At 70.8% G+C, this 25,596-nt stretch carries 24 protein-coding genes; 12 read left to right on the plus strand and 12 right to left on the minus strand.

Features of this window, described 5'->3' with window-relative positions; all coding sequences use genetic code 11:
* The first annotated feature begins 230 nt into the window (after positions 1 to 230).
* From BDK63_RS04030 to BDK63_RS04040, 3 genes are read left to right on the plus strand one after another with little or no spacing between them, the layout of a single operon-like run.
* Complete coding sequence (locus BDK63_RS04030) at positions 231 to 1,010, plus strand: gamma-glutamyl-gamma-aminobutyrate hydrolase family protein (RefSeq protein ID WP_183330046.1); 780 nt, start codon at positions 231 to 233, stop codon at positions 1,008 to 1,010.
* A complete protein-coding gene (locus tag BDK63_RS04035; RefSeq protein WP_183330047.1) occupies positions 997 to 2,412 on the plus strand; it encodes an aspartate aminotransferase family protein in 1,416 nt (471 codons plus the stop codon). Before BDK63_RS04030 ends, BDK63_RS04035 begins: the two co-directional genes overlap by 14 nt.
* Positions 2,409 to 3,923 (plus strand): aldehyde dehydrogenase, encoded by a 1,515-nt coding sequence (locus BDK63_RS04040; protein ID WP_183330048.1) that lies wholly within the window; start codon positions 2,409 to 2,411, stop codon positions 3,921 to 3,923. Before BDK63_RS04035 ends, BDK63_RS04040 begins: the two co-directional genes overlap by 4 nt.
* Before the next feature lie 66 nt (positions 3,924 to 3,989).
* On the opposite strand, the gene BDK63_RS04045 is transcribed toward BDK63_RS04040, so the two are convergent.
* The gene (locus BDK63_RS04045) at positions 3,990 to 4,430 is read right to left on the minus strand and encodes a hypothetical protein (RefSeq protein WP_183330049.1); all 441 of its coding nucleotides are present in this window, start codon (positions 4,428 to 4,430) and stop codon (positions 3,990 to 3,992) included.
* A gap of 258 nt (positions 4,431 to 4,688) precedes the next feature.
* Between BDK63_RS04045 and BDK63_RS04050 the strand changes: the two genes are divergently transcribed.
* Positions 4,689 to 4,859 (plus strand): DUF6435 family protein, encoded by a 171-nt coding sequence (locus tag BDK63_RS04050; RefSeq protein ID WP_183330050.1) that lies wholly within the window; start codon positions 4,689 to 4,691, stop codon positions 4,857 to 4,859.
* A 12-nt stretch (positions 4,860 to 4,871) separates the two neighbouring features.
* On the opposite strand, the gene BDK63_RS04055 is transcribed toward BDK63_RS04050, so the two are convergent.
* The 4 genes from BDK63_RS04055 to gatC are packed head-to-tail and all read right to left on the minus strand — an operon-like array spanning position 4,872 to position 8,728.
* On the minus strand, positions 4,872 to 5,423 hold the full coding sequence (locus BDK63_RS04055) for a cupin domain-containing protein (protein ID WP_183330051.1): 552 nt from the start codon (positions 5,421 to 5,423) through the stop codon (positions 4,872 to 4,874).
* Positions 5,424 to 5,465: 42 nt separating this feature from the next.
* Complete coding sequence (gene gatB / locus BDK63_RS04060; RefSeq protein ID WP_183330052.1) at positions 5,466 to 6,920, minus strand: Asp-tRNA(Asn)/Glu-tRNA(Gln) amidotransferase subunit GatB; 1,455 nt, start codon at positions 6,918 to 6,920, stop codon at positions 5,466 to 5,468.
* Entirely contained in the window at positions 6,920 to 8,380 is a 1,461-nt protein-coding gene (gene gatA / locus BDK63_RS04065) for an Asp-tRNA(Asn)/Glu-tRNA(Gln) amidotransferase subunit GatA (protein WP_183330053.1), read from the minus strand. The genes gatB and gatA overlap by 1 nt, the downstream gene beginning before the upstream one ends.
* A 60-nt stretch (positions 8,381 to 8,440) precedes the next feature.
* The gene (gene gatC, locus BDK63_RS04070; protein WP_183330054.1) at positions 8,441 to 8,728 is read right to left on the minus strand and encodes an Asp-tRNA(Asn)/Glu-tRNA(Gln) amidotransferase subunit GatC; all 288 of its coding nucleotides are present in this window, start codon (positions 8,726 to 8,728) and stop codon (positions 8,441 to 8,443) included.
* A gap of 173 nt (positions 8,729 to 8,901) precedes the next feature.
* On the opposite strand from gatC, the gene BDK63_RS04075 reads away from it, so the two are divergent.
* From BDK63_RS04075 to tldD, 7 genes are read left to right on the plus strand one after another with little or no spacing between them, the layout of a single operon-like run.
* Positions 8,902 to 9,939 (plus strand): rod shape-determining protein, encoded by a 1,038-nt coding sequence (locus tag BDK63_RS04075; protein ID WP_183330055.1) that lies wholly within the window; start codon positions 8,902 to 8,904, stop codon positions 9,937 to 9,939.
* 38 nt (positions 9,940 to 9,977) lie between these two features.
* Positions 9,978 to 10,892: a rod shape-determining protein MreC gene (gene mreC / locus BDK63_RS04080; protein ID WP_221202513.1), complete on the plus strand. Its 915-nt coding sequence runs from the start codon at positions 9,978 to 9,980 to the stop codon at positions 10,890 to 10,892.
* The gene (gene mreD / locus BDK63_RS04085) at positions 10,892 to 11,386 is read left to right on the plus strand and encodes a rod shape-determining protein MreD (protein ID WP_183330056.1); all 495 of its coding nucleotides are present in this window, start codon (positions 10,892 to 10,894) and stop codon (positions 11,384 to 11,386) included. The genes mreC and mreD overlap by 1 nt, the downstream gene beginning before the upstream one ends.
* Positions 11,387 to 11,400: 14 nt before the next feature.
* Positions 11,401 to 12,015, plus strand: a complete 615-nt coding sequence (locus BDK63_RS04090; protein WP_183330057.1) for a Maf family protein — start codon at positions 11,401 to 11,403, stop codon at positions 12,013 to 12,015.
* Between the two features lie 33 nt (positions 12,016 to 12,048).
* Complete coding sequence (gene rng / locus BDK63_RS04095) at positions 12,049 to 13,512, plus strand: ribonuclease G (RefSeq protein WP_183330058.1); 1,464 nt, start codon at positions 12,049 to 12,051, stop codon at positions 13,510 to 13,512.
* Positions 13,513 to 13,516: 4 nt separating this feature from the next.
* Positions 13,517 to 17,353, plus strand: a complete 3,837-nt coding sequence (locus BDK63_RS04100; RefSeq protein WP_183330059.1) for a YhdP family protein — start codon at positions 13,517 to 13,519, stop codon at positions 17,351 to 17,353.
* Complete coding sequence (gene tldD / locus BDK63_RS04105) at positions 17,350 to 18,804, plus strand: metalloprotease TldD (protein ID WP_183330060.1); 1,455 nt, start codon at positions 17,350 to 17,352, stop codon at positions 18,802 to 18,804. The genes BDK63_RS04100 and tldD overlap by 4 nt, the downstream gene beginning before the upstream one ends.
* Positions 18,805 to 18,930: 126 nt before the next feature.
* On the opposite strand, the gene yjgA is transcribed toward tldD, so the two are convergent.
* The gene (yjgA, locus tag BDK63_RS04110) at positions 18,931 to 19,470 is read right to left on the minus strand and encodes a ribosome biogenesis factor YjgA (RefSeq protein ID WP_183330061.1); all 540 of its coding nucleotides are present in this window, start codon (positions 19,468 to 19,470) and stop codon (positions 18,931 to 18,933) included.
* 116 nt (positions 19,471 to 19,586) lie between these two features.
* On the opposite strand from yjgA, the gene pmbA reads away from it, so the two are divergent.
* Positions 19,587 to 20,927: a metalloprotease PmbA gene (gene pmbA / locus BDK63_RS04115; RefSeq protein WP_183330062.1), complete on the plus strand. Its 1,341-nt coding sequence runs from the start codon at positions 19,587 to 19,589 to the stop codon at positions 20,925 to 20,927.
* A gap of 62 nt (positions 20,928 to 20,989) precedes the next feature.
* On the opposite strand, the gene BDK63_RS04120 is transcribed toward pmbA, so the two are convergent.
* The 6 genes from BDK63_RS04120 to lptB all read right to left on the minus strand — a co-directional run bounded on the left by BDK63_RS04120 (position 20,990) and on the right by lptB (position 25,587).
* On the minus strand, positions 20,990 to 21,259 hold the full coding sequence (locus tag BDK63_RS04120) for an HPr family phosphocarrier protein (RefSeq protein WP_183330063.1): 270 nt from the start codon (positions 21,257 to 21,259) through the stop codon (positions 20,990 to 20,992).
* Positions 21,260 to 21,262: 3 nt separating this feature from the next.
* Positions 21,263 to 22,192, minus strand: a complete 930-nt coding sequence (rapZ, locus tag BDK63_RS04125) for an RNase adapter RapZ (RefSeq protein ID WP_183330064.1) — start codon at positions 22,190 to 22,192, stop codon at positions 21,263 to 21,265.
* A gap of 44 nt (positions 22,193 to 22,236) precedes the next feature.
* On the minus strand, positions 22,237 to 22,701 hold the full coding sequence (gene ptsN / locus BDK63_RS04130; protein ID WP_183330065.1) for a PTS IIA-like nitrogen regulatory protein PtsN: 465 nt from the start codon (positions 22,699 to 22,701) through the stop codon (positions 22,237 to 22,239).
* 6 nt (positions 22,702 to 22,707) lie between these two features.
* Positions 22,708 to 23,016 carry a ribosome hibernation-promoting factor, HPF/YfiA family gene (gene hpf, locus BDK63_RS04135; protein ID WP_183330066.1) on the minus strand — a complete coding sequence of 103 codons (309 nt, stop codon included), beginning with the start codon at positions 23,014 to 23,016 and terminating at the stop codon, positions 22,708 to 22,710.
* A gap of 265 nt (positions 23,017 to 23,281) precedes the next feature.
* Positions 23,282 to 24,697, minus strand: coding sequence for an RNA polymerase factor sigma-54 (locus BDK63_RS04140; RefSeq protein ID WP_183330067.1), 1,416 nt, complete (start codon positions 24,695 to 24,697; stop codon positions 23,282 to 23,284).
* Positions 24,698 to 24,861: 164 nt separating this feature from the next.
* Positions 24,862 to 25,587 carry an LPS export ABC transporter ATP-binding protein gene (lptB, locus tag BDK63_RS04145; protein WP_183330068.1) on the minus strand — a complete coding sequence of 242 codons (726 nt, stop codon included), beginning with the start codon at positions 25,585 to 25,587 and terminating at the stop codon, positions 24,862 to 24,864.
* Positions 25,588 to 25,596: the final 9 nt, after the last annotated feature.

Genomic DNA, 25,596 nt, shown 5'->3' on the forward strand with positions numbered 1-25,596 from the left:
TCCCCAAGTTGGCTAACGCATGGGGCACACTGTGTGATGGAGGGTGCATGTTGTCAAATTCTTTACGCTCGGCCGCGGCGCGTCCCGTGCCTGTCGCCCCGGGAAGAGGCGGCCTCTATTGCCCAATGTCGTCGGATCGGGTGTGGGAGGCAATGGCTTGGCATCCACTTCGTGACCGGTTATGTTGAGCAAAGCATAACATCCAGGTCCATCGACGAGAGGAGAGCGCCATGTCGACCCGGCCCCTGGTGGGCGTGATCGCCTGCCGACGCGAGGTGGAGGGACATCCCGCCCACATGGTGACCGACAAGTACCTGGCCGCGCTGCGCGAGTTCGGCCTGGCGCCGGTGATCCTGCCGGTGTGGGAGGACGCCGTGGCCGGCGACCTGCCCGACCACCTGGACGGCCTGCTGCTGACCGGCAGCTATACCAACGTCGAGCCGCATCGCTATGGCGCCGAGCGCGTGCCGGAGAACACCCGCGACGACGCTCACCGCGACGCCGCCGCGCTGGCCTGGATTCCCGCGGCCCTGGACCTGGGGCTTCCGCTGCTGGGCATCTGCCGCGGCTTCCAGGAGATCAACGTGGCGTTCGGGGGCACGCTCCACCAGGCGGTGCAGACGGTGCCGGGCCTGATGGACCACCGCGAGCCCGAGGGGCCCCGCGAGACGCAGTACGCCCCCTCCCACGACCTGGCCATCGTGCCGGCCGGCCGGCTGGCCGCGCTCCACACCGAGCCCGCCGCGCGGGTGAACTCGCTGCACCAGCAGGGCATCGCCGAACTGGGGCCGGGGCTCGTCGCCGAGGCGCACGCCCCGGATGGGCTCATCGAGGCCATCTCGGTACGCGACGCGGCCGGCTTCGCCCTGGCGGTGCAGTGGCACCCCGAGTGGCGGCCCCGCGAGCACCCCCTCTACCGGGCGCTGTTCGAGGGCTTCGCGGCCGCCTGCCGGGAGCGACATGCGGCGCGGGCGGCCGCCCGCCAGGGAGACCGCCATGCAGACGCCTGACTACCAGCGGCTGGACCGCGCCCACCACCTGCATCCCTTCACCGACTTCAAGGCGCTGGGCGAGGAGGGCAGCCGCATCATCGAGCGCGCCGAGGGGGTCTATATCCATGACGCCGAGGGCCATCGCATCCTCGACGGCATGGCCGGCCTGTGGTGCGTCAACCTCGGCTATGGCCGCGAGGAGCTGGTGGCCGCGGCCACCGAGCAGCTGCACCGGCTCCCCTACTACAACAACTTCTTCAAGACGACCCACCCGCCGGCGGTGAAGCTCGCCGAGAAGCTCTGCCGCCTGGCGCCGGCGCACCTCAACCATGTGTTCTTCACCGGCTCCGGCTCCGAAGCCAACGACACCGTGCTGCGCATGGTGCGTCGCTACTGGGCCCTGAAGGGAAAGCCCGAGAAGCAGTGGGTGATCGGCCGCGAGAACGGCTACCACGGCTCCACCGTGGCCGGCATGAGCCTCGGCGGCATGGCGCCCATGCATGGCCAGGGCGGCCCCGGCGTGCCGAAGATCGCCCACGTGCGCCAGCCCTACTGGTTTGGAGAAGGGCGGTTTGGAGAGGGGCGGCCGGCCGGCCAGGATCCGGAGGCCTTCGGCCGCGAGTGCGCCGCGGCGCTGGAGGCGAAGATCCAGGAGTTGGGAGAGGATCAGGTGGCCGCCTTTATCGCCGAGCCGGTGCAGGGGGCCGGCGGCGCCATCATCCCGCCGGCGAGCTACTGGCCGGCGGTAAAGGCGGTGCTGGCGAAGTACGACATCCTGCTGGTGGTGGACGAGGTGATCTGCGGCTTCGGCCGCCTGGGCGAGTGGTTCGGCAGCGTCCACTACGGCCTCGAGCCCGACCTGATGCCCATCGCCAAGGGGCTCTCGTCCGGCTACCTGCCCATCGGCGGAGTGCTGGTGGGCGACCGGGTCGCCGAGACCCTGATCGAGGAGGGTGGCGAGTTCTTCCACGGCTTCACCTACTCCGGCCATCCGGCCTGCGCCGCGGTGGCGCTCAGGAACCTGGAGCTGATGGAGGCCGAGGGGGTGGTCCAGCGGGTGCGCGACGACGTCGGCCCCTACCTGGCGGAACGCTGGGCCGCGCTCGCCGGCCACCCCCTGGTCGGCGAGGCGCGCTCGCTGGGGTTGATCGGCGCCCTGGAACTGGTCGACCCCGCCAGCGGCGAACGCTTCGACAGCGCCCGGGGCGTCGGACCCCTGTGCCGCGACCTCTGCTTCGCCGGCGGCCTGGTGATGCGCTCGGTGGGTGATACCATGATCATCTCGCCGCCATTGGTGATCTCCCATGCCGAGATCGACGAGCTGATGGAGAAGGCCCGCGCGGCACTGGATGCCACCCTGGCCCGTCTGGCCACCCCGACCACCCCGACCACCCCCAAGCAGGAGGAGAGCCTCCCATGAGCCGCTCCCACCCCCCGAAGACCCATGCCGACTGGCAGGCCCTGGCCGCCTCCCTGACGGACGAGAAGGGGCTCGAGACCCGCGCCTTCGTCGACGACGCCTTCGTCGAGGCCGCCAGCGGCGAGACCTTCGCGACCACCAACCCGGCCACCGGCGAGACCCTGGCCCATGTCGCCAGCTGTGACGCCGCCGATGCCGAGATCGCCGTGGGCCACGCCCGGGCGGCCTTCGACGGCGGTGCCTGGTCGCGCCTGGCGCCGGGCCGCCGCAAGAAGGTGCTGCTGCGCCTGGCCGACCTGATGGAGGCCCACAAGCACGAGCTGGCGCTGCTCGATACCCTGGACATGGGCAAGCCGGTGGGCAGCTCGCTGGGCGACATGGCCGGGGCGATTGCCTGTTTCCGCTACCAGGCGGAGTGCATCGACAAGCTCTACGGCGAGGTGGCCCCCACCGGCGAGGAGACCCTGGCGCTGGTGCTGCGCGAGCCGCTCGGCGTGGTGGCCTCCATCGTGCCCTGGAACTTCCCGCTGATGATGACCGCCTGGAAGGTCGCCCCGGCGCTGGCCGCCGGCAACAGCGTGATCCTCAAGCCCTCGGAGAAGTCGCCCCTCTCGGCGCTGCGCCTGGCCGGGCTGGCCAGGGAGGCCGGGCTGCCCCGGGGCGTCTTCCAGGTGCTGCCGGGCTTCGGCCACACGGTGGGCAAGGCGCTGGCCCTCTCCATGGGGGTGGACTGCCTGGCCTTCACCGGCTCCACCGCGGTGGGCAAGCAGCTGATGCAGTATGCCGGCGAGTCCAACCTCAAGCGGCTCTACCTGGAGTGTGGCGGCAAGTCCCCCAACCTCGTGTTCGCCGACTGCCGGGACCTGGACCGGGTGGCGAAGCACGCCGCGGAGGCGATCTTCCACAACCAGGGCGAGGTGTGCATCGCCGGCTCGCGGCTGCTGGTGGAGAACACCATCCGCGAGGCCTTCATCGACAAGGTGGTGGCCGCCGCCGAGACCATGCAGCCCGGTGATCCCCTGGACCCGGCGAGCTTCATGGGCGCCATGGTCGACGAGACCCAGTATCGCCGCGTGCTGGACTTCATCCGCCAGGGCCAGGAGGAGGGCGCCCGGCTGCGTGTCGGGGGCGAGGCCCTGGAGGGTCCGGGGCTGTTCATCCCGCCCACGGTATTCGATGGCGTGATGCCCGAGATGACCATCGCCCGGGAGGAGATCTTCGGCCCGGTCCTCTCGGTGTTCGGCTTCGACCGCGAGGAGGAGGCGGTGGCCATGGCCAACGACAGCCCCTATGGTCTGGCCGCGGGGCTCTGGAGCCAGGACATCGACCGCATCATGCGCGTGACCCGGCGCCTCCATTCCGGCCAGGTGTTCGTCAACAACTGGGCCGGCGGCGACCAGACCATGCCCTTCGGCGGCGTCAAGCAGTCGGGCAACGGCCGCGACAAGTCCCACCACTCCCTGGAGGAGTACTCCGAGCTCAAGAGCGTCTGGATGTCGCTGGCGACCTGACGCCATCGCGACGCGACAAGGCCGGCGCCATGGGCGCCGGCCTTGTCGTTGCGGGAGGAGCGGGTGTCAGCCGGGGCCGCCGCCGGCACTCCCCCCGGCACCAGCGCCATTACCGGCACCCCCGGCACCCCCGCCATTACCCGCACCGCCACCGGCGTTACCGGCGCCGCTGCCGCCGGCGTTACCCGCATTGCCAATACCTTCCGCTGCCGCTGCGCCCATGCCGCCGTCCCGGGCATCGCTGCTGCGCCCATCGCTTGCCGCGTCGCCCACGGCCGTGCCGTCCACGCCTCCGTCGCTGACCGCTTCCCGGGCCGTTTCCAGGCCGAATACCGCGGCTTCGGGGTTGTTCTCGATGGCCGCATCGAGGCTGTCCTGCGCCTGCGAGGTGACGGGCTCGCTCTCCTCCACGACCACGTCGTTGACGGCCTCTTCCTCGGCCTCCTGGGCCAGTGCCGCCATGGGCATCAGCCCGATGGCCAGAAGCGCCATGGTACGGGTTGCCATCGTCATCTCATGTCCTCCCCAGGGTAAAGCAAGTCTCGCTGCCGGCCGCCCTCCTGGTGGGACCGGCGCGTCATGGTTTCCCTTCGGACACCTGCGTGTGGCCTCTTGTCGGTGTGGCCTGGTGACAGGATGCGGTAGGCGTGGCAGCGAGGCAAGGGGGCGTCAGGAGGCTTTTATATGTACAGATACTTTTCCCTGTATAGCATCTGTACAGAAAATGGCATAGTCTGGCGTCACTGCCACGACAGGAGAAGACCCATGTTCGGACTCTTCAAGACGGACCCGACCAAGAAGCTGCAGAAGGCCTACGAGCAGAAACTGGAGCAGGCGATGCATGCCGCACGCAACGGCGACATGCGCGCCAACGCCTCGCTCACCGAGGAGGCGGAGGCGCTGCGTGCAGAGATCGAGAAACTCAAGAAGGGCTGACGCCGCGCGGGGTCAGAAGGCCCGGGCGGGGGTCGCGCAGCTCACCAGGCGGCAGGGCTCGCTGCCCGGGTTGCGGAAGCGGTGGGGCACGTTGGTCTCGAAGTAGTAGGCCTCGCCGGGACCGAGCAGGCGGGTCTCGGCGCCGATGGTGATCTCGATCTCGCCCTCCAGCACCACGCCGGCCTCCTCGCCCTGGTGGGCGATCATCTCGCGGCCGGTGTCGGCGCCGGGCGGGTAGGTCTCCACCATGAACGAGAGGGCGCGATCGCGGCGGTCGGCCCCCACCAGCTTGTAGATGACGTCCCCCGAGCCCACGTCGGCCAGGTCCTCGGCCGAGTAGAACACCCGGCGGCCGTTCTCCAGGTCCATGGTGAAGAAGTCCCCGACGCTCATGGGAATGGCGTCGAGGATCTTCTTCAGCGAGCTGACCGAGGGGCTGACCTTGCCCTGCTCGATCAGCGACAGGCTGGAGTGGGTCACCCCGCAGCGCTTGGCCAGCTCCCGCTGGGAGATGCCGCGCAGGGTACGCAGCGCGCGCAGCCGCGCGCCCACATCATCCGCCATGCCGTGCTCCCCCTGCCCGGGTGGTGCCCGCGTGCCCGGCCATCAGCAGAGCGCGTCCAGCTTCTCTTTCAGCAGGGCGTTGACCTGCTGGGGATTGGCGGTGCCGCGGGAGGCCTTCATCACCTGGCCGACGAAGTAGCCGATCATCTTGCCGCGCTTGTCGGGCTCGGCGTCGCGGTACTGGGCCACCTGGGCAGGGCTGTCCGCGATCACCTGGTCGATCATCGCCTCGATGGCGCCGCTGTCGGTGACCTGCTTGAGGCCCTTGGCCTCGATCACCTCGTCGGCGCTCTGGCCCTGGCCGTTCCACAGCGCCTGGAAGACCTGCTTGGCCGCCTTGCCGTTGATGGTGTCGTCCATCACCCGCGCGATCAGCCCGCCGAGCTGGGCGGCCGAGACCGGGCTGTCCTGGATCGGCAGGCCCTCGCGGTTCAGGGCGCCGGAAAGCTCGCCTTGCACCCAGTTGGCGGCCTGCTTGGCATCGCCGCAGGCCTCCTTGACCGCCTCGAAGTACTCGGCCATCTCGCGGCTCGCCGAGAGCACGCCGGCGTCGTAGGCGGAGAGGCCCAGTGCGTCCTGGAAGCGGGCGCGCTTCTCGTCGGGCAGCTCCGGCAGGCGGTCGCGCAGGTGGTCCACGTAGGCCTGGTCGAGCACCACCGGCAGCAGGTCGGGGCAGGGGAAGTAGCGGTAGTCGTTGGCCTCCTCCTTGGTGCGCATGCTGCGGGTCTCGTCGCGCTCGGGATCATAGAGGCGGGTCTCCTGCACCACCGTGCCGCCATCCTCCAGCAGCTCGATCTGGCGCTCCACCTCGAAGGCGATGGCGCGCTCGACGAAGCGGAAGGAGTTGACGTTCTTGATCTCGGCCCGGGTGCCGAACTCGGCCTGGCCCGCCGGGCGCACCGAGACGTTGACGTCGCAGCGCATGGAGCCCTCGGCCATGTTGCCGTCGGAAATCCCCAGGTAGGTGACGATCGAGTGGATCGCCTTCAGGTAGGCGGCCGCCTCCTTGGCCGAGCGCATGTCCGGCTCGGAGACGATCTCCAGCAGCGGGGTCCCGGCGCGGTTGAGGTCGATGCCGGTCATGCCGTGGAAGTCCTCGTGGAGCGACTTGCCGGCATCCTCCTCCAGGTGGGCATGGTGCACCCGGATGCGCTTGGTGCCGCCGTCGTCCAGGGTGATCTCCACCTCGCCGGGGCCGACGATGGGGTGGTACATCTGGCTGGTCTGGTAGCCCTTGGGCAGGTCCGGGTAGAAGTAGTTCTTGCGGTCGAACACCGAGACCTCGGGGATCTCGGCGTGGATGGCCAGGCCGAACTGCACGGCCATGGCCACGGCGGCCTCGTTGAGCACCGGCAGCACTCCGGGCATCCCCAGGTCAACCGCGCAGGCCTGGGTGTTGGGCTCGGCGCCGAAGGCGGTGGAGGCGCCGGAGAAGATCTTGGAGCGGGTGGCGAGCTGGACGTGCACCTCCAGCCCGATCACGGTTTCCCATTGCATCAGAGGGTCTCCTCGGCGATGGCCGGCCGACGGCGGTGCCAGTCGGTGGCCTGCTGGAACTGGTGGGCGACGTTGAGCAGGCGCGGCTCGGCGAAGTGGGTGCCGAGTATCTGCAGGCCCACGGGGCGGCCCTTGACGAAGCCCGCCGGCACGCTGATGCCGGGGATGCCGGCCAGGTTCACGGCGATGGTGTAGATGTCCTGCAGGTACATGGAGACCGGGTCCTTCTTCGCCCCCAGGTCGAAGGCGGGCGTGGGCGAGGCCGGGCCCATCAGCACGTCCACCTCCTCGAAGGCGTCGAGGAAGTCCTGGCGGATCAACCGGCGCACCTGCTGGGCCTTCTTGTAGTAGGCGTCGAAGAAGCCCTCGGAGAGGGTATGGGTGCCGATCAGGATGCGCCGCTTGACCTCCTCGCCGAAGCCCTCGGCGCGGGAGCGCTTGTAGAGGTCGATGAGGTCGGTGGGGGCCTCGCAGCGGTGGCCGAAGCGCACGCCGTCGTAGCGGGAGAGGTTCGACGAGGCCTCTGCCGGCGCGATCACGTAGTAGGCCGGGATGGCGTAGTGGGTGTGCGGCAGGCTCACCTCGCGCACGCTGGCGCCCAGCGCCTCGAAGACGCGGATCGCCTCGCGGGTGGCGGCCTCGACCTCGGGGTCCAGGCCGTCGCCGAAGTACTCCCGGGGCAGGCCGATCTTGAGGCCGGTGAGCGGCGCGTCGAGCTCCTCGGTGTAGTCCGGCACGCCGCGGGCCACGCTGGTGGAGTCGCGGGGGTCGTGGCCGGCGATGGCATTGAGCAGCAGGGCGCAGTCCTCGGCGGTGCGGGCCATGGGGCCGGCCTGGTCGAGGCTCGAGGCGTAGGCGATGATGCCGTAGCGCGACACCCGGCCATAGGTGGGCTTGAGCCCGGTGATACCGCAGAAGGCCGCCGGCTGGCGGATCGAGCCGCCGGTGTCGGTGCCCATCGCCGCCGGCACCAGGCCCGCGGCCACGGCGGCGGCGCTGCCGCCGGAGGAGCCGCCGGGTACCGCCGCGGCGTCCCAGGGGTTCTTCACCGCGCCGAAGGCGCTGTTCTCGTTGGAGGAGCCCATGGCGAACTCGTCCAGGTTGGTCTTGCCGAGGCTCACCGTGCCGGCGGCCTTGAGCTTCTCCACCACGGTGGCGTCGTAGGGGGCGACGAAGTTGCCCAGCATCCTGGAGCCGGCGGTGGTGCGCACGCCGTCGGTGCAGAGCAGGTCCTTGATCGCCAGGGGCAGGCCGGTCAGCGGGCCGGCCTGGCCGCGGGCGCGGCAGGCGTCGGCGGCATCGGCCGCGGCGAGGGCCTGCTCGGTGGTCACGGTGATCAGGCTGTTGAGGTGGCCGTCGAGGCGCTCGATGCGTGCGAGCAGGTGTTCGGCCAGCTCGCGGCTGGTGAACTCGCCCGCGGTGAGGGCGGCGGCGAGTTCGCTCAGTGTCTTGTCATGCATGGGCCGGTGGCTCCGTAAGGCTTGCCGTTGCGATGCAGAGGGGGGAGGGCATGCGGGCGGTCACTCCACCACGCGGGGCACCAGGTAGAGGCCCTGCTCCACCGCCGGGGCGCAGCGCTGGAAGTGGTCGCGCCGGTCGGTCTCGGTGACCTCGTCGGCGCGCAGGCGCTGGGTGGCGTCGAGGGGGTGGGCCAGCGGCGCGACGCCCTCGGTATCCAGGGTCTGCAGCTGGTCGACCATCTCCAGGATGCGGCCGAGGTCCTCGAGATAGTGGGCGGCATCAGCGTCGCTCAGGCCGAGACGGGCCAGGTGGGCGGCCCTGAGAACGTCAGCGTGTTCAAGCGCCATGGTCGGATGTCCTCGGAAGGGGAAACAAAACGCAGAAGGTACCACATCCGGCGCCTCGCGGGCAGGCCCGTGGTGCGCGGTTCCCGGCGGGTCTTCCGCTTGCTGCTGGGGGGCCGCGGTGATACCGTTTGCATCCGCACAGGGTTCCCGGACTGCACTAGGTAACGACTTCCATGTTCAAACGCTTGAGGGGGCTGTTCTCCAGCGATCTGTCGATCGATCTGGGCACGGCCAATACGCTGATTTACGTGCGCGGTCGCGGCATCGTGCTCGACGAGCCGTCGGTCGTGGCCATCCGCCAGTCCGGCAACATGCGCAGCGTGGCCGCCGTGGGTTCCGATGCCAAGCGCATGCTGGGCCGGACCCCCGGCAACATCACTGCCATCCGGCCGATGAAGGATGGCGTCATCGCCGACTTCACCGTCACCGAGCAGATGCTCCAGCACTTCATCCGCAAGGTCCACCAGAGCACCTTCCTCACCCCGAGCCCGCGGGTGCTGGTCTGCGTGCCCTGCATGTCGACCCAGGTGGAGCGGCGTGCCATCAAGGAGTCCGCCGAGGGCGCCGGCGCCCGCGAGGTGTTCCTGATCGAGGAGCCCATGGCGGCCGCCATCGGTGCCGGCCTGCCGGTGGAGGAGGCCCAGGGCTCCATGGTGGTGGACATCGGCGGCGGCACCAGCGAGATCGCCATCATCTCCCTCAACGGCATCGTCTACTCCGAGTCGATCCGCGTCGGCGGCGACCGCTTCGACGAGGCGATCATCGGCTACGTGCGCCGCCACTACGGCAGCCTGATCGGCGAGGCCACCGCCGAGCGCATCAAGGAGGAGATCGGCTGCGCCTATCCCGGCGGCGAGCTGCGCGAGATCGACGTGCGCGGTCGCAACCTGGCCGAGGGCATCCCGCGGAGCTTCACGCTCAACTCCCACGAGATCCTCGATGCCCTCCAGGAGACCCTGGCCTCCATCGTCTCCGCGGTGAAGAATGCCCTGGAGCAGTCGCCCCCGGAGCTCGCCTCCGACATCGCCGAGCGCGGCCTGGTGCTGACCGGCGGTGGCGCGCTGCTGCGCGACCTGGACAAGCTGATCGCCGAGGAGACCGGCCTGCCGGTGATCGTCGCCGAGGACCCGCTGACCTGCGTGGCCCGCGGCGGCGGCAAGGCCCTGGAGATGATCGACCAGCATACCTTCGAGCTGCTTTCCAGCGACTGACCCGGGGCTGACTTTAGGGGAGAACGCCTATCAAGCCGCTGTTCTCGCATGGTCCGCTGCCCGGCTATCGCCTGCTGCTGTGCGTGCTCGCCTCCGCGGCGCTGATGTTCGTCGACTCGCGCTTCACGCGCATGGAGGAGATCCGCGCCCAGCTCTCCACGGTGGTGGCGCCCATCCAGTGGGCGGTGAGCATTCCCAGCGACGTGCTCAACTGGGGCTCCCTGGCGCTCTCCGACCAGCGCGCCCTGCTGGAGGAGAACCGGCGCCTGCGTGAGCAGATCCTGACCCTCTCCCACCGCGTGCAGCGCATGGCCAGTCTTACCGCCGAGAACGTGAGGTTGCGCGAGCTGCTGGAGGCCGGCGACCAGAACGACGTGCCCTTCATCACCGCCGAGCTGCTCTCCCTGGACCCGGACCCCTTCGCCCACCAGATGGTGATCGACCGCGGGCGACGCAACGGCGCCTACGTGGGCCAGCCGGTGATGGATGCCTCGGGGCTGGTGGGGCAGGTCACGGCGGTGTCGGCCTACTCGAGCCGGGTGCTGCTGCTGGCCGATGCCAGCCATGCGCTGCCGGTGCAGGTCAACCGCAACGGCCTGCGCTTCATCGTCCAGGGCGGCGGCCGCTACGATGCCCTCAGCGTGCTGCACGTGCCCGACACCGCCGACATCCGCGAGGGCGACCTGCTGGTCACCTCGGGCCTGGCCGGGCGCTTCCCCGCCGGCTATCCGGTGGCCCGGGTCGCCGAGGTGGTCCATGACCCCGGGCAGCCCTTCGCCCGGGTCATGGCCACGCCGGTGGCCCAGCTGCAGCGTTCCCGCCACTTCCTGCTGCTCTTCCCGCCCCCCGTCCCCGACGTGGACGAGTCGGCCTGGGTGCACGAGCTCACCCCCGAGGCCGTGGAGGCGGCGCGGGCGCTGATCGGCCTCACCCCCGACGAGGAGACCCCCTGATGGCCCCCCCGTCCGCCGCCAACCTGGCCCTGCCGTGGATCTGGCTGTCGCTGCTGCTGGCGCTCTGCCTGCAGGTGATGCCGCTGGCCGACGGCTGGCAGATCTGGCGGCCCGACTGGCTCGGCCTGATGCTGATCTACTGGTGCATGAAGGCGCCGCTGCGGGTCGGGGTCTTCCACGGCTTCGTGCTCGGCATCCTGCTCGACCTGATCGAGGGGGCGACCCTGGGCCAGAATGCCCTGACCCTGTCGCTGCTGGCCTTCCTCTGCGCGCTGGTCTATCCGCGCTTCCGCGCCTACTCGCTGGTCCAGCAGGCGGTGCTGATCCTGGTGCTGCTGGGCACCGTCCAGCTGGCCGAGCAGTGGCTGCGCACCCTGCTCGGGCCCTTCTCCATCCATCTCTCCTTCCTGCTGCCCTCGCTGATCGGCGCCCTGCTCTGGCCCTGGCTGGCCACCCTGTTCGAGGCGCTGGGTCGGCGGCTGGCGAGGGAGTGACCCGGAGGCCTGCCATGACTGACGCCCCCCGTTCCCCGGTGCTCTGCCTGGCGTCGGCCTCGCCGCGCCGCCGCGACCTGCTGGCCACCATCGGTGTGGCCGTGGAGGTCCGGCCGGTGGACATCGACGAGACGCCGCGACCCGGCGAGCAGGCCGAGGCCTACGTGCTGCGCCTGGCCCGCGAGAAGGCCCTGGCCGGCGCGCGGCTCAGTGCGCTGCCCGTGCTGGGCTCCGATACCGCGGTGGTCTGCGACGGCGAGATCCTCGGCAAGCCGGAAGGGCCCGGGCACGCCGCGACCCTGCTGCGTGCGCTCTCCGGGCGCGCCCATGAGGTGCTGACCGCGGTGGCGGTCACCGGGCCTGCCGGCATGCTCGACGCCTGCGTGGCGACCCGGGTCGAGATGCGCGAGCTCGCCGACCACGAGATCGCCGCCTACTGGGCCACCGGCGAGCCCATCGACAAGGCCGGCGGCTACGCCATCCAGGGGCTGGCGGCGGTGTTCGTCGAGCGCATCGCCGGCAGCCACTCGGCGGTGGTGGGCCTGCCGCTGTACGAGACCGCCGCGCTGCTGCGCCGCCAGGGCGTTCCGTTGTGGAACGGGGCGCTGCCGAGCGGGCCTATGTCATAATGGCGACAGACTCTTCTGGACAAGGAATTCCGCATGAGCGGTGAAGTACTCATCAACCTGACGCCGATGGAGACCCGCGTCGCCGTGGTAGAGAACGGCGTGCTGCAGGAGGCCTTCATCGAGCGCAGCCGTCGGCGCGGCATCGTCGGCAACATCTACAAGGGCCGGGTGGTGCGCGTGCTGCCCGGCATGCAGGCGGCGTTCGTCGACATCGGCCTGGATCGCGCGGCCTTCATCCACGCCCACGAGGTGATGCCCCCCGGCACCGCGGCCGACGAGCAGCTCTCCATCGGCCACCTGCTCCACGAGGGGCAGGCGCTGGTGGTGCAGGTCACCAAGGACCCCATCGGTTCCAAGGGCGCGCGGCTGACCACCCACCTCTCGGTGCCGTCGCGCTACCTGGTCTACATGCCGGACGCGCCCCACCACGGGGTCTCCCAGCGCATCGAGGACGACGGCGAGCGCGAGCGGCTGCGCGGCCTGATCGAGGAGGCCCAGGCCCAGCAGAGCCTGGAGGTGACCGGCGGCTTCATCGTGCGCACCGCCGCCGAGGGCGTGGGGCTCGACGAGCTCGCCGGGGACATGCACTTCCTGCTGCGCCTGTGGCGCAAGGTCAGCGAGCGCAAGGTCACCGCCTCCGCCCCCAGCGTGATCTACGACGACCTGCCGCTGTTCATGCGCATCCTGCGCGACGTGATGCGCGACGAGATCGAGAAGGTGCGCATCGACTCCCGGGAGAACTATGTCAAGCTGATCGAGTTCGCCGAGGAGTTCATGCCCGATGCCCTGGAGCGCATCGAGCACTACGCCGGCGAGCGGCCGATCTTCGACCTCTACAGCGTCGAGGACGAGATCCAGAAGGCCCTGGGGCGCAAGGTGCAGCTCAAGTCGGGCGGCTACCTGGTCATCGACCCCACCGAGGCGATGACCACCATCGACGTCAACACTGGCGGCTACGTGGGGCATCGCAACCTCGAGGAGACCATCTTCAAGACCAACCTCGAGGCCGCCACCGCCATCGCCCGCCAGCTGCGCCTGCGCAACCTGGGCGGCATCATCATCATCGACTTCATCGACATGGAGGACCCGGAGCACCAGCGCCAGGTGCTGCGCATGCTCGAGAAGTCGCTGGAGCGCGACCACGCCAAGACCAAGTGTACCGGCGTCACCGAGCTCGGCCTGGTGCAGCTGACCCGCAAGCGCACCCGGGAGAGCCTGGAGCAGACCCTCTGCGAGGCCTGCCCCACCTGTGCCGGGCGCGGCACCCTAAAGACCCCCGAGACCGTCTGCTACGAGATCTTCCGCGAGATCCTGCGCGAGGAGCGCGCCTACAGCGCCGAGACCTACATGGTGCTGGCGGCCCAGGCGGTGGTGGACCGGCTGCTCGATGAGGAGTCGGCGGCCGTCGCCGACCTGGAGGAGTTCATCGGCAAGCCGATCCGCTTCCAGGTCGAGGCCCACTACTCCCAGGAGCAGTACGACATCGTGCTGATGTGAGCCCATGTCCCCGACGCGTCTGGTATTGCGCTGGAGCCTGTCGCTGGTGGCGCTGCTGCTGGCATCGGTGGCGCTGCTGCTGCTGGCGCTGCGCCTGGCTCTTGGGCTGGCCGACGGCCTGACGCCACGGCTCGAGGCGCTGCTCTCACTGCGTTTCGGTGCCGAGGTGGCCATCGACGAGCTCGATACCCGGCTGGTGCGCCTCGACCCCCAGGTCTCCCTGGACGGCCTGACGATCCATGCCCGACCCGACCGCGTCGCCCTGCCGCTGCTCGAGGTGACCCGCGGGCAGTTGCGGCTGGATACCCTCGCCACCCTGCGCCAGGGCGTGCCGGTGGTGGAGGATGCCCGCGTGTCCGGCGTGACGATCCACCTCTACCAGACCGAGGCGGGGGGCTGGCACTGGCCCGACCCCGCCGAGCTCCCTCCCGAGCTGAGGCCCCGCGGCGACTTCGACCTGGAGCGGCTCGACTTCTGGGTCGGGGTGCTGCTGCGCCAGCGCGCCTGGGTCGAGGAGCTGCGCCTGGTGCTGCATGGCCGCGAGCGCCGGGTGGAGCTCGAGGCGCCGCGGCTGCTGATGACCGGCGACGCCCGTCGCGCCCACCTCGAAGGGGAGATTCGTCTGGTCGGCCAGCGCGACGCCGCCATGCAGGCGGCCCTCGAGGTCCTGCCCGGCCCCTCGGGCTTTCGCGACTTCAACGCCGCGCTGCAGGCCGAGATGAAGCTCGACAGCCTGGTCGGGCTGGTGGAGGTGCTGGGCCGCAACGAACCCCTGCGCCTCGACACCGCCAGCGGCGATGCCCGGCTCTGGGGGCGCTGGCACCGCGGCGAGCTGGCCGATGCCCGCCTTGAGCTGGATGTCGCCCGGCTGGCCATGAGCCATGACGACGACCAGGGCGAGCGCCGCGTCGTCGCCCTGGAGGACCTGGTGGCCCGTGGCCAGTGGCTGCGACGCAGCCAGGGCTGGGAGGCGTGGCTGGAAGGGGACGCCACCACGCCCGAGGCGGTGGAGCCCGAGACGCCGGAGACGCGCTGGGGTCCCCCGCTGCCGCACCGCTGGCACTTCACCGGCGGCCGCGAGGGCTGGTGGCTCAATACCAGCGAGTTCGACCTGGGTTCCCTGGCGGCCTGGCGACACCGGGTGCCGCTGCCCGAGGCGCTGGCCCGGGTCATCGATACCCTGGATCCCCGCGGCCGCGTCGCCGGCTTCGGGCTCGGCCAGCAGGCGGGGCACTGGCTGGCTCGCACGGCACTCCATGAGGTGGAAATCTCGCCCTGGCAGCAGGCCCCCGGTGTCGGCCCGCTGGACATGTGGGTCGAGGCCCGTGACTTCACCGGCCGGGTGAGCTTCCGCGGTGGCCAGGACACCGAGCTGCACTTCCCCGAGGTATTCGCCGCGCCGATGGTCCTCGACCATGCCGCCGGCCAGGTGAGCTGGGCCTACGACGGGCCGCGCAGCATGGTCAGCGGCCGCGACCTGCGCGTCGGGTGGAACGGGGCCGAGGTGGAGGGCGGCTTCGGGCTCTCGACGGGCCGCGGTGCGCGGGGCGGCTTCGGGCTGTCGCTGGGCTTTCGCGACGTGGATGCCGTCGACACCCCGCTGGTGGACTGGCTGCCGGTGGCGATCCTCGGCGAGGACCTGCTCGACTGGCTCTCGACCGGCGTGGCCGGACGCGTCCCGGCGGGCTCGCTGCGGCTGCATGTGCCCCTGGCCGGGGGCGCGAGCCGCCTCCCGCCCTCGTTCGGCCTGGAGCTTGCGATCGAGGAGGGTCGCCTGCCCTTCGCGCCGGAGTGGCCGGCACTGGAGGGCGTCGAGGGCCGCCTGAGCCTGCAGGACACCACCCTCGAGGCCCGCGTCGATCGGGCGGAGAGCCTCGGGGTCGAGGCCCGCGATGGTCGGGCCACCCTGGTCGATCAACGGCTGTCGGTCAGCGGTGGCCTCTCGGCTTCGGCCGAGGCGCTGCGCCGCTATCTGCTGGCCATGCCGGTGGAGGGGATCGAGGCGGTCGCCGACTGGCAGGGCGAGGGCTCGGCCAGCGGGACACTGGCGCTCGAGCTGCCCCTCGGCGGCGACGCTGCCGAGCCCCTGGCGCTCGAGATCGCCGCCGAGGCCGCCTTCCCACGCCTGGCGTACCAGCCCCTGGGGCTGGTGTTCCGTGACCTCGAGGGCCCGCTGACCTGGCGCCAGCAGGGCGAGGTGGGCGGCCTCGAGGGGCGCGTGGAGGGACGCCTGCTGGGCGGCCCCGTGCGGGCCGACATCGACACCCTGGCCGGCGGGCTCGACCTCGCCGGGAGCGCCGAGGGGGCCGCCCTGGCCGACTGGGCCGAGAGCCCGGCCCTCGCCGAGCGACTCCGGGGGCGCTTTCCCTGGCAGGGGCGCCTGGCCATCGGCGACGCCGGCAGCAGCTTGCGGCTCGAGAGCGCCCTGGAGGGGCTGGCCATCGACCTGCCCGCGCCGCTGGGCAAGGCGGCGAGCGAGCGCCGCGCGCTGAGGCTCGATGCCGACCTGACCGCCGGCCGGTTCGAGGGACGGCTGGGGGACGCCCTGTCGCTGCGCTGGCGAGAGCGGGCTGGCGCCGGCCAGGGCCAGCTGTGGCTGGGCCGGCCGCCCACCCCGGCGTGGCCCGAGGGCGACGGCTGGTGGGTAGAGGCCTATCAGCCGCGGCTCGACCTGGCCGAGTGGGGCGGGGCACTGTCGGGCCTGGTCGGGGGCGCCGGCGGCGACGGCCTGGCCGGCACCCTGCGTCAGCTGCACCTCGAGAGCGACTGCCTGTGGCATGACGGCCGCTGCCTGGGCTCGCTGCGGGTCGAGGGGCGACCCCAGGCCGGCGGCGGCTGGCGCCTGGCCCTCGACGGCAGCCTGCTGGCGGGCCACCTGGACTACCGCCCGCAGCTCGCCGAGCCGCTGGACATCGCGCTGATGCGGCTCTCGCTGGATGGCCTGGTGCCCGATGCGACGACGACGGGGTCGCTGCTCGACGAGATCGCCACGCCGCCGGACCCGGCGCCGTTGCCGGCCTGGGTGGCCGAGCTGCCCCAGGGGCGGTTGAGGATCGCCGACATCGAGCGTCGCGGGCAGCGCTTCGGCCCGCTCACCGCCCGCTGGCAGGGCTCACCGCAGCGCCTGACCATCGCCCCGCTGGGGCTGACCCTCGGCGAGGTCTCGGCCCGGGGGGAGCTGGTGTGGGAGGCCGCGGGGCCGGCCGACAGTCTGACCCGGGCACGCCTGGACCTCGACGGCCGCGACCTGGGCACGGTCTTCGAGCGGCTGGGCCAGCCGGCGGCGATCCGCAATCGCGAGACCCGGGTGACCAGCCAGCTGGCCTGGCCCGGGGCGCCCTGGCAGTTCGCGCTGGAGCGTTCCCGCGGCAGCATCGAGGTGCGGCTGCGCGACGGGCGCTTCGTCAACATCGACTCGCCCTCGGCGCGGCTGGTGGGGCTGCTCAACGTCGACAACCTGCTGCGCCGGCTGCGCCTGGACTTCTCCGACGTCACCGGTCAGGGCACCGCCTTCGATCGTGTCACCGGCGCCGCGACCCTGTATGGTGGCATTCTGGAGACGCGTGGGCCGGTGGAGATCGAGGGGCCGGCCACCCGCTTCACCCTGGACGGTCGCGTCGACCTGGCGCGGCGGGAACTCGACCAGCGGCTGAGCGTCACAGTGCCGATCAGCCGCAACCTGCCGCTGGCGGCGGTGATCGCCGGCGCCCCGGTGGTCGGCGGCGCCCTGTTCATCGCCGATCGGCTGTTCGGTGACGCCATCGACAGCGTGACTCGAATTCATTATCGCGTGCGGGGTCCCTGGACCTCGCCGCAGATCTCCGTGGAAAGTGCCGAATGACATCATCGCAACGTTCCCTGCTCGAAGACGCCGCCGACATCCTGCTCGCCCCGGGCGGGCTCGCCCTCGACGACCTGGACGGCGGCCTGGCGGCCGCCTTGGGGGCGGGCATCGACTATGCCGACCTCTACTTCCAGCGCAGCTGGCACGAGGGCTGGGTGCTGGAGGATGGCGAGGTCAAGGAGGCCAGCTACAACATCGACGGCGGCGTCGGCGTGCGCGCCATGGCCGGCGAGAAGACCGGCTTCGCCTACTCCAACCAGATCACCGGCGAGGCCCTCGCCGAGACCGGACGCACCGCCTCCGGCATCGTGCGCAGCGGCAGCCGCCTGGCGGTGGCGCCGCGGGTGGTGGTGAGTGCCGACGGTCGCTACGGCGGCGTGGACCCGCTCTCCGGCCTCAGCGCCGAGGAGAAGATCGCCATGCTCAAGCTGGCCGACCGGGTGGCCCGGGCCGCCGACCCCTCGGTCAGCCAGGTCAGCGCCTCGCTCTCCGGCGTCCACGAGGTGGTGCTGGTGCGGGCCAGCGACGGCACCCTGGCGGCGGACATCCGCCCGCTGGTGCGCTTCAACGTCAGCGTGATCGCCGTCCGCAACGGGCGCCGGGAGCGCGGCAGCGCCGGGGGCGGCGGCCGCTACCCCATGGCGCGGCTGCGCGACGACAACGTGGCCGAGCGCTTCGCGAAGGAGGCGGTGCGCCAGGCGCTGGTCAACCTGGAGGCGGTCGACGCCCCGGCCGGCCAGCTGCCGGTGGTGCTGGCCCCGGGCTGGCCCGGCATCCTGCTCCACGAGGCGGTGGGCCACGGCCTGGAGGGCGACTTCAACCGCAAGGGCAGCTCGGCCTTTGCCGGCCGCATGGGCCAGCGGGTGGCGGCCAGGGGGGTCACCGTGGTCGACGATGCGACCCTCGCCGACCGGCGCGGCTCGATGAGCATCGACGACGAGGGGACCCCGGGGCAGTACACCCCGCTGATCGAGGACGGCATCCTCACCGGCTACATGCAGGACAAGCTCAACGCCCGCCTGATGGGCATGGCGCCCACCGGCAACGCCCGCCGCGAGTCCTTCGCCCACCTGCCGATGCCGCGCATGACCAATACCTACATGCTGGCCGGCCAGGACGATCCCGCCGACATCCTGAAGAGCGTCAGGCGTGGCCTCTACGCCGTGAGCTTCGGCGGCGGACAGGTGGACATCACCTCGGGCAAGTTCGTCTTCTCGGCGAGCGAGGCCTACCTGATCGAGGACGGCCGGATCACCGCCCCGGTGAAGGGCGCGACCCTGATCGGCAACGGCCCCGAGGCCATGGGTCGGGTGTCGATGATCGGCCACGACATGGAACTGGATGCCGGCATCGGCGTCTGCGGCAAGGAGGGGCAGGGCGTGCCGGTGGGGGTGGGGCAGCCCACCCTCAAGCTCGACGAGCTGACGGTGGGAGGTACGGCCTCCTGATCGAGCGAGGGGCGCCGGGGGCAGGCCGAAGAGGAGGTCCTACGCCAGGGATGGCGTCGGTAGCGCCCAGGGAGGGGTTCACAGCGCCTCCTTGCAGGCCTGCCCCCGGATCAGCCCCGAGCGGCGTTATAGCCCCGCGGTATCGCGGATCAGCCTGAACAGCTTGCGGGCACTGGCGGGGGGCTTGTTCCGTTCGCGCTCGCGCTGGGCGTTGCGGATCAGCTGGCGCAGCGCCTGGCGATCGACGTCGGGGAAGTCGGCGATGAACGCCTCCACGGCGGCGTCACCCTCCTCGAGGAGGCGGTCCCGCCACTTCTCCAGGCGGTGGAAGGCGTGGTCGCGGCGCAGCGTCTCCTGCTCGATCTCGGCGTAGACGGCCCTGATCGCCTCGAGGTCCTCGCGGCGCATCACCTTGCCCACGTACTGCATGTGGCGCCGGCGCCCCTCGTGGGAGCGGACCCGGGCGGTCTCCTCCACGGCGGCCAGCATGTCGTCGGAGAGGGGGAAGCGGGCGCGCTCGGCGGGGGTCATGGCGATGATCGCCTCGCCCAGCGCCTGCAGGGCGTGCATCTCGCGCTTGAGCTGTGACTTGCTGGGGCGCTCGTCGTCATCGGGCTGCTGCTGGATAAGCTGCTCGAGCAGCTCGCGGGGAGAATCCTGGGACATGCCGCTTCCATGGTTGAGGCTGAAGATTCGACAGAGTATACCAGCCCGCGCTCGCGGGCTGTGTCACGAACATCACGACCCTTTCGGCCTGCGGGCCGGATGACGAGGAGAATCACATGACACAGGCTTTCGATGCCGCCGACCAGCAGGCCCTGCTGGAATCCCGTGCCCGCAGCGCCCTGGCGCTCGCCCGGCAGCTGGGAGCCGATGCCTGCGAGGTGGGCGCCAGCGTGGACCAGGGGATCGGCGTCAGCGTGCGCGAGGGCGAGGTGGAGACCGTGGAGCTCTCCCGCGACCAGGGCATCGCCGTCACGGTCTACGTGGGCCAGCGCAAGGGCAGCGCCTCCTCCACGGATGCCGGCGAGGACTCGATCCGCGCGGTGGTGGAGAAGGCCCTGGCGATCGCTCGCCATACCGGCGAGGACCCCGCCGCGGGGCTGGCCGATGCCGAGCTGATGGCCCGTGAGCTGCCGGACCTCCAGGTCCACCACCCCTGGGCCTTGACCACCGAGGAGGCCATCGAGCTGGCGCTGGCCTGCGAGGCGGCGGGCCGGGGGCGCGCCGGCATCAAGAGCTCCGACGGCGCCTCGCTCTCCAGCGGCGAGGGGGTGCGGGTCTACGCCAACAGCCACGGCTTCCTGGGTAGCCAGCGCGGCAGTCGCCACTCGCTCTCCTGCATGCTGATCGCCGAGGACGAGGGCGGCATGCAGCGCGACTACGACTACACCAGCGCCCGCGACCCCCGGCAGCTGCTGGCCCCGGAGGCGGTGGGCGAGAGCGCCGCCGAGCGTACCCTGCGGCGCCTGGGCGCGCGGCGACCGGCCACCGGTCGCCTGCCGGTGATGTTCGACCCGACGCTGGCCGCCGGGCTGATCGGCTCGCTGATGGGCGCCATCGCCGGCGGTGCGCTCTATCGCCAGGCCTCCTTCCTCTGCGACCGCCTGGGCGACCCGCTCTTCCCGGCGTGGTTCGGCCTGAAGGAGCGGCCCATGGAGGTGGGGGCCATGGCGAGTTCGCCCTTCGACAACGACGGCGTGCAGACCCGCGACAACGTGTTCATCGAGAACGGGCGGCTGGCCAGCTACATGCTCTCCGCCTACAGCGCCCGACGCCTGGGGAAGCAGACCACCGGCAACGCCGGCGGCGCCCGCAACCTGCGCCTCCTGGCGCCGCTCACCCCGCGTGAGGAGCTGCTGTCCCGCATGGGCCGCGGGGTGCTGGTGACCGAGCTGATGGGGCAGGGCGTCAACCCGGTGACCGGCGACTACTCCCGGGGCGCGGCGGGCTTCTGGGTGGAGAATGGCGAGATCCGGCACCCGGTGGAGGAGTTCACCATCGCCGGTAACCTGGAGGCGATGTTCCAGGGTCTGGTCGGCATCGGCAGCGACACCGACACCCGCGGCAGCATCCACACCGGCAGCTGGTTGATCGACGAGATGACCGTGGCCGGCAGCTGACATCGCCGAGTTGGCTCGGGAGTCCCGGTCTCCACCGGAGAGGGCCGAGCGCAGCCTTTCCGTTACTCATCCTCGTCGAAGCGGGCCTCGAAGAGGGCCTGTATGGCGTCCAGGGCCGCCTCGGCGTCATCGCCCTCGGCGCTCACGGTGAGCTCGGTCCCGCAGGGGGCGGCGAGCATCAGCAGCGACATGATGTTGGCGGCGTCGCCCTGCAGGGGGCCATTGGCCACGGTGACGCGCGAGGCGAAGGGCTGGCAGCACTGCACCAGCTTGGTGGCGGCGCGGGCGTGCAGGCCGCGCTTGTTGGTGAGGGTCAGCTGGCGTTGCGGCACGCGTCAGTTTCCTTGCTTTCCCTGGCCGTCGGGCGCTTCCTCCGCCCCTCCGGAACGGCGGGCCAGGGTGTCGTGGATGCCCAGCTCGCGGTGGCGCAGCCGCACGTTGGGGTGGTGCTCGGCCAGGCGCGCCGCGAGGCGCTCGGCCAGGTAGACGGAGCGGTGCTGGCCGCCGGTGCAGCCGATGGCCACCGTCAGGTAGCTGCGGTGGCTGGCCCGGTAGGCCGGCAGCCAGCGCTCGACCCAGCCGAGGATGTCGTCGAGCATCTCGGCGACGATCGGGTAGCCCTCGAGGAAGGCGATGATATCGGGGTCGCGGCCGGTGGCGCTGCGCAGGCGCGGGTCCCAGTAGGGGTTGGGCAGGCAGCGGGCATCGAAGACGATGTCGGCATCCAGGGGCACGCCGCGCTTGAAGCCGAAGGACTCGATGGTCAGGGTCAGCTGTTCGGCACGGTGACGGGCCACCTGGTCGCTGATGCGTCCGCGCAGCTCGTGGACCGACAGGCGCGAGGTATCGATCACCAGGTCCGCCAGGTCGCGGATCTCGGCGAGCGCCTGCTCCTCGGAGTCGATGGCCTCGGCCAGGGTCATGTGGCTGTCCCGGGTCAGGGGATGGCGGCGGCGCGTGGCGGAGTAGCGCTCGAGCAGGATGCGGGCATCGGTGGTCAGGTAGATCACCTGGCAGTCGATGCCGCGGCTGCGTACCTCCTCGAGCAGGCTGGGGAAGCGCTGCAGGGCCTGGGGCAGGTTGCGCGCGTCGATGCTCACGGCAATCGACGAGCGCGGTGACTCCGCGCCCTTGAGCTCGTCGACCAGCGACCCGAGCAGCATGGCGGGGAGGTTGTCGATGGCGTAGTAGCCGAGGTCCTCGAGCGCCTGCAGCGCGATCGACTTGCCCGAGCCGGAACGGCCGCTGATGATCACGAGCTGCATGACGGGTCTCCTGGTCATTGAAGTGGCCGGGCGGCCCGCAGGGCTCAGGCCTGTCGTCGGATCGCCTCGATGAGTCGCTCGTGGAGCTCGCGCTGGCTCTCGCTGCGGCGCAGGGCGCTGCGGGTATCGGCATCGTTCATGATGCCGGCCACCTGGGCCAGCAGGGCCAGGTGGGCGTCGTCGGCCTCCTCCGGCACCAGCAGCACGAAGACCAGGTCGACGGGCTCGCCGTCGATGGCATCGAAGTCCACCGGCTCGGCCAGCTTGAGGAAGCCGGCGATCGGGGTCTTGCAGTGGGGGCTCCGGGCATGGGGAATCGCCACCCCGTTGCCGATGCCGGTGCTGCCCAGCCGCTCACGGCCGATCAGGCGGCTGAAGACTTCCTGGCTGTCGAGGCTGGGGGTGTTCTGGGCGATGAAGGTGCTGAAGAACTCCAGCACCCGCTTCTTGCTTCCCCCGGGCACACCGAACAGGGTGCGCTCGGGGGGCAGGATGGTTTCCAGTGTCATGGTGAATCAGCGGGCGCCGGCGCCCTGGGCGCGGGCCTGGGCCTTCTCCTTGTGCTTGACCAGCTGGCGGTCCACCTTGTCGGCCAGGGCATCGATGGCGGCGTACATGTCGCCGTCCTGGGCTTCGGCATGCAGATCGGCACCGGCGGCGTGCAGGGTGCAGGCGGCGAGCTGGCGCTCCTTCTCCACGGACAGGGTCACCTGGACATTGGTGATGTTGTCGTAGTGGCGCTCCACGCGAGCCAGTTTCTCGTTCACATAGCCACGCAGGGCATCGGTCAGTTCCACATGATGGCCGGTGATGTTGACTTGCATGACACGCTCCTTGCTCGTTGGTGGTGATTCGATTGTAACCCTTTTTCCTGCCTTGCATACCCCCCGCGCCGGCGTCGTCGAGCGGTGCGTTGACGCGGGTCAGCGAAGGCGCTTGCGCTCGCTGGAGGAGGGGATGCCCATGGCCTCGCGGATGACTGTGGAGAGCGCCACGGTGCGCCCGGATTCAACGCAGCCGCTTGCGCTCGCTGGAAGAGGGGATGCCCATGGCCTCGCGGATGACTCTCGAGAGCGCCACGGTCCGGCTTTACCTGAGCCGCTTGCGCTCGCTGGAGGAGGGGATGCCCATGGCCTCGCGGTACTTCGCCACGGTCCTGCGCGCCACCTGGATGCCGGCCTCGTCGAGCAGGGCGACCAGCTTGCTGTCGGAGAGCGGCTTGCGCGGGGGCTCCTCCTGGATCAGCTTGCGGATGCGGGCGCGAATGGCGGTGCTGGAGTGGGCGTCACCCTCGCCGTTGCCGCCGACATGGCTGGAGAAGAAGTACTTCAGCTCGAACACGCCCCGCGGGGTATGGATGTACTTCTGGGTGGTGACCCGGGAGATGGTCGACTCGTGCATCTCCACCGCCTGGGCGATGTCGGCCAGGATCAGCGGCTTCATCGCCTCCTCGCCCTGCTCGAGGAAGTCGAGCTGGCGGGCCATGATCTCGCGGCCGACCCGGAGCAGGGTGTCGTTGCGGCTGGAGAGGCTCTTGAGCAGCCAGCGCGCCTCCTGCAGGTGGTCCTTGAGGAACTGGTTGTCCTGGCTCTTGTCGGCGCGGCGGATCAGGGCGGCGTAATCGGGCTGGATCCGCAGCCGTGGCAGGGCGTCCGGGTTGAGCTCGATCTTCCAGCCGCGGCTGTCATGGCGGGCGACCAGGTCGGGGATCACGTAGTCGCTGTCCACGCTGGAGAAGGCGCTGCCGGGGCGCGGGTCGAGCGAGCGGACCAGGGCGATCACCGTCTCCAGGTCGTCGTCGTCGAGCCCCAGCCGCCGCTTGAGCAGGCGGCGGTCGTCGCCGGCCAGGGCCTCGAGGAACTGGCGCACCAGGCGGCGGGCCTGGGGCAGCAGGGGGGTGTCGTCGGGCAGGGTGGCGAGCTGCAGCATCAGGCATTCGCGCAGGTCGCGGGCGAAGACCCCGGTGGGCTCGAACTGCTGCAGGCGCAACAGCACCTGCTCCACCTCGCGGCTGCGCAGGCCGTCGAGGCCCTGGCGGCGCAGCCCGTCACGAATCTCGTCGAGGGGCTGGGCCAGGTAGCCGGCGTCGTCCACGGCATCGACCAGGCTCTCGGCGATCTGCTGCTGGCGAGGCTCGAGGTCGGTCATCGCCAGCTGCCAGGCGAGGTGGCCCCGCAGGCTCTGTCCCTCGGCCTGGCGCTCGAAGTCCGGCCCTTCCCCCCCGCCGGCGGGGGCGCCCAGGTCCTGGTAGGTGTCCGACCAGTCGCTGTCGGTGGAGAGTTCCGCGGGGATCTCGCTGGACCAGTCATCCTCGGGTGTCTCGGCGACCGCCTGCTCGCCGAACCCCTCCTCGAGCTCCAGCATCGGGTTGGACTCCATCGCCTGCTGGATCTCCTGGCGCAGGTCCAGGGTGGAGAGCTGCAGCAGGGCGATGGCCTGCTGCAGCTGGGGGGTCATGGTCAGCTGGGTGCCGACGCGCAGCTGAAGGGAGGCTTTCATGGCCATCGGTGAGGTCTGCTCTCTTCGCCGGAAAGCCTCACCCTAGTCCGCGGCCGGGCCCGATGCAAGCCTCCGGGAGAGGAAAAGGCAGCAATAAACGTGCCATGCGCAATCCTCATGCCGTCGCGATATAACGACATTTACATCAGCAACTTGTGGAAGATTTCGGCCTAGAGGCGGAAGTCCTCGCCCAGGTAGACCTCGCGCACCCGCTGGTTGGCGAGGATCGCGTCGGGGCTGCCCTCGGCGATGATCTTGCCGTCGCCGACGATGTAGGCGGTGTCGCAGATGTCGAGGGTCTCGCGGACGTTGTGGTCGGTGATCAGCACGCCGATGTCCCGGGCCTTGAGCTGGCGGATGATGCCCTTGATCTCCCCCACCGAGATGGGGTCGACGCCGGCGAAGGGCTCGTCGAGCAGGATGAAGGCGGGCTCGGTGGCCAGGGCCCGGGCGATCTCCACCCGGCGCCGTTCGCCCCCGGAAAGGCTCATGCCCAGGTTGTCGCGTATATGCGTCACGTGGAACTCCTCGAGCAGCTGCTCGAGGCGGGCGCGGCGGGCCGGGCGGTCGAGGTCCTTGCGGGTCTCGAGGATCGCCATGATGTTGTCGGCCACCGAGAGCTTGCGGAAGATCGAGGCCTCCTGGGGCAGGTAGCCGATCCCGGCCCGGGCGCGCTGGTGCATGGCGGCCCGGGAGAGGTCGAGCCCGTCGATGTGCACCTCGCCGGCATCGGCGCGCACCAGGCCCACGATCATGTAGAAGGAGGTGGTCTTGCCGGCGCCGTTGGGGCCGAGCAGGCCGACGATACGGCCCTGGTCGATGGAGAGGCTGATGTCCTGCACCACGCGGCGGCGCTTGTAGCTCTTGGCCAGGTGGCGGGCGTGAAGGGTCTTCATGGGGTCGCC

The sequence above is a fragment of the Halomonas campaniensis genome (assembly GCF_014193375.1).
In the GTDB taxonomy this organism is placed as follows: Bacteria; Pseudomonadota; Gammaproteobacteria; order Pseudomonadales; family Halomonadaceae; genus Halomonas; species Halomonas campaniensis.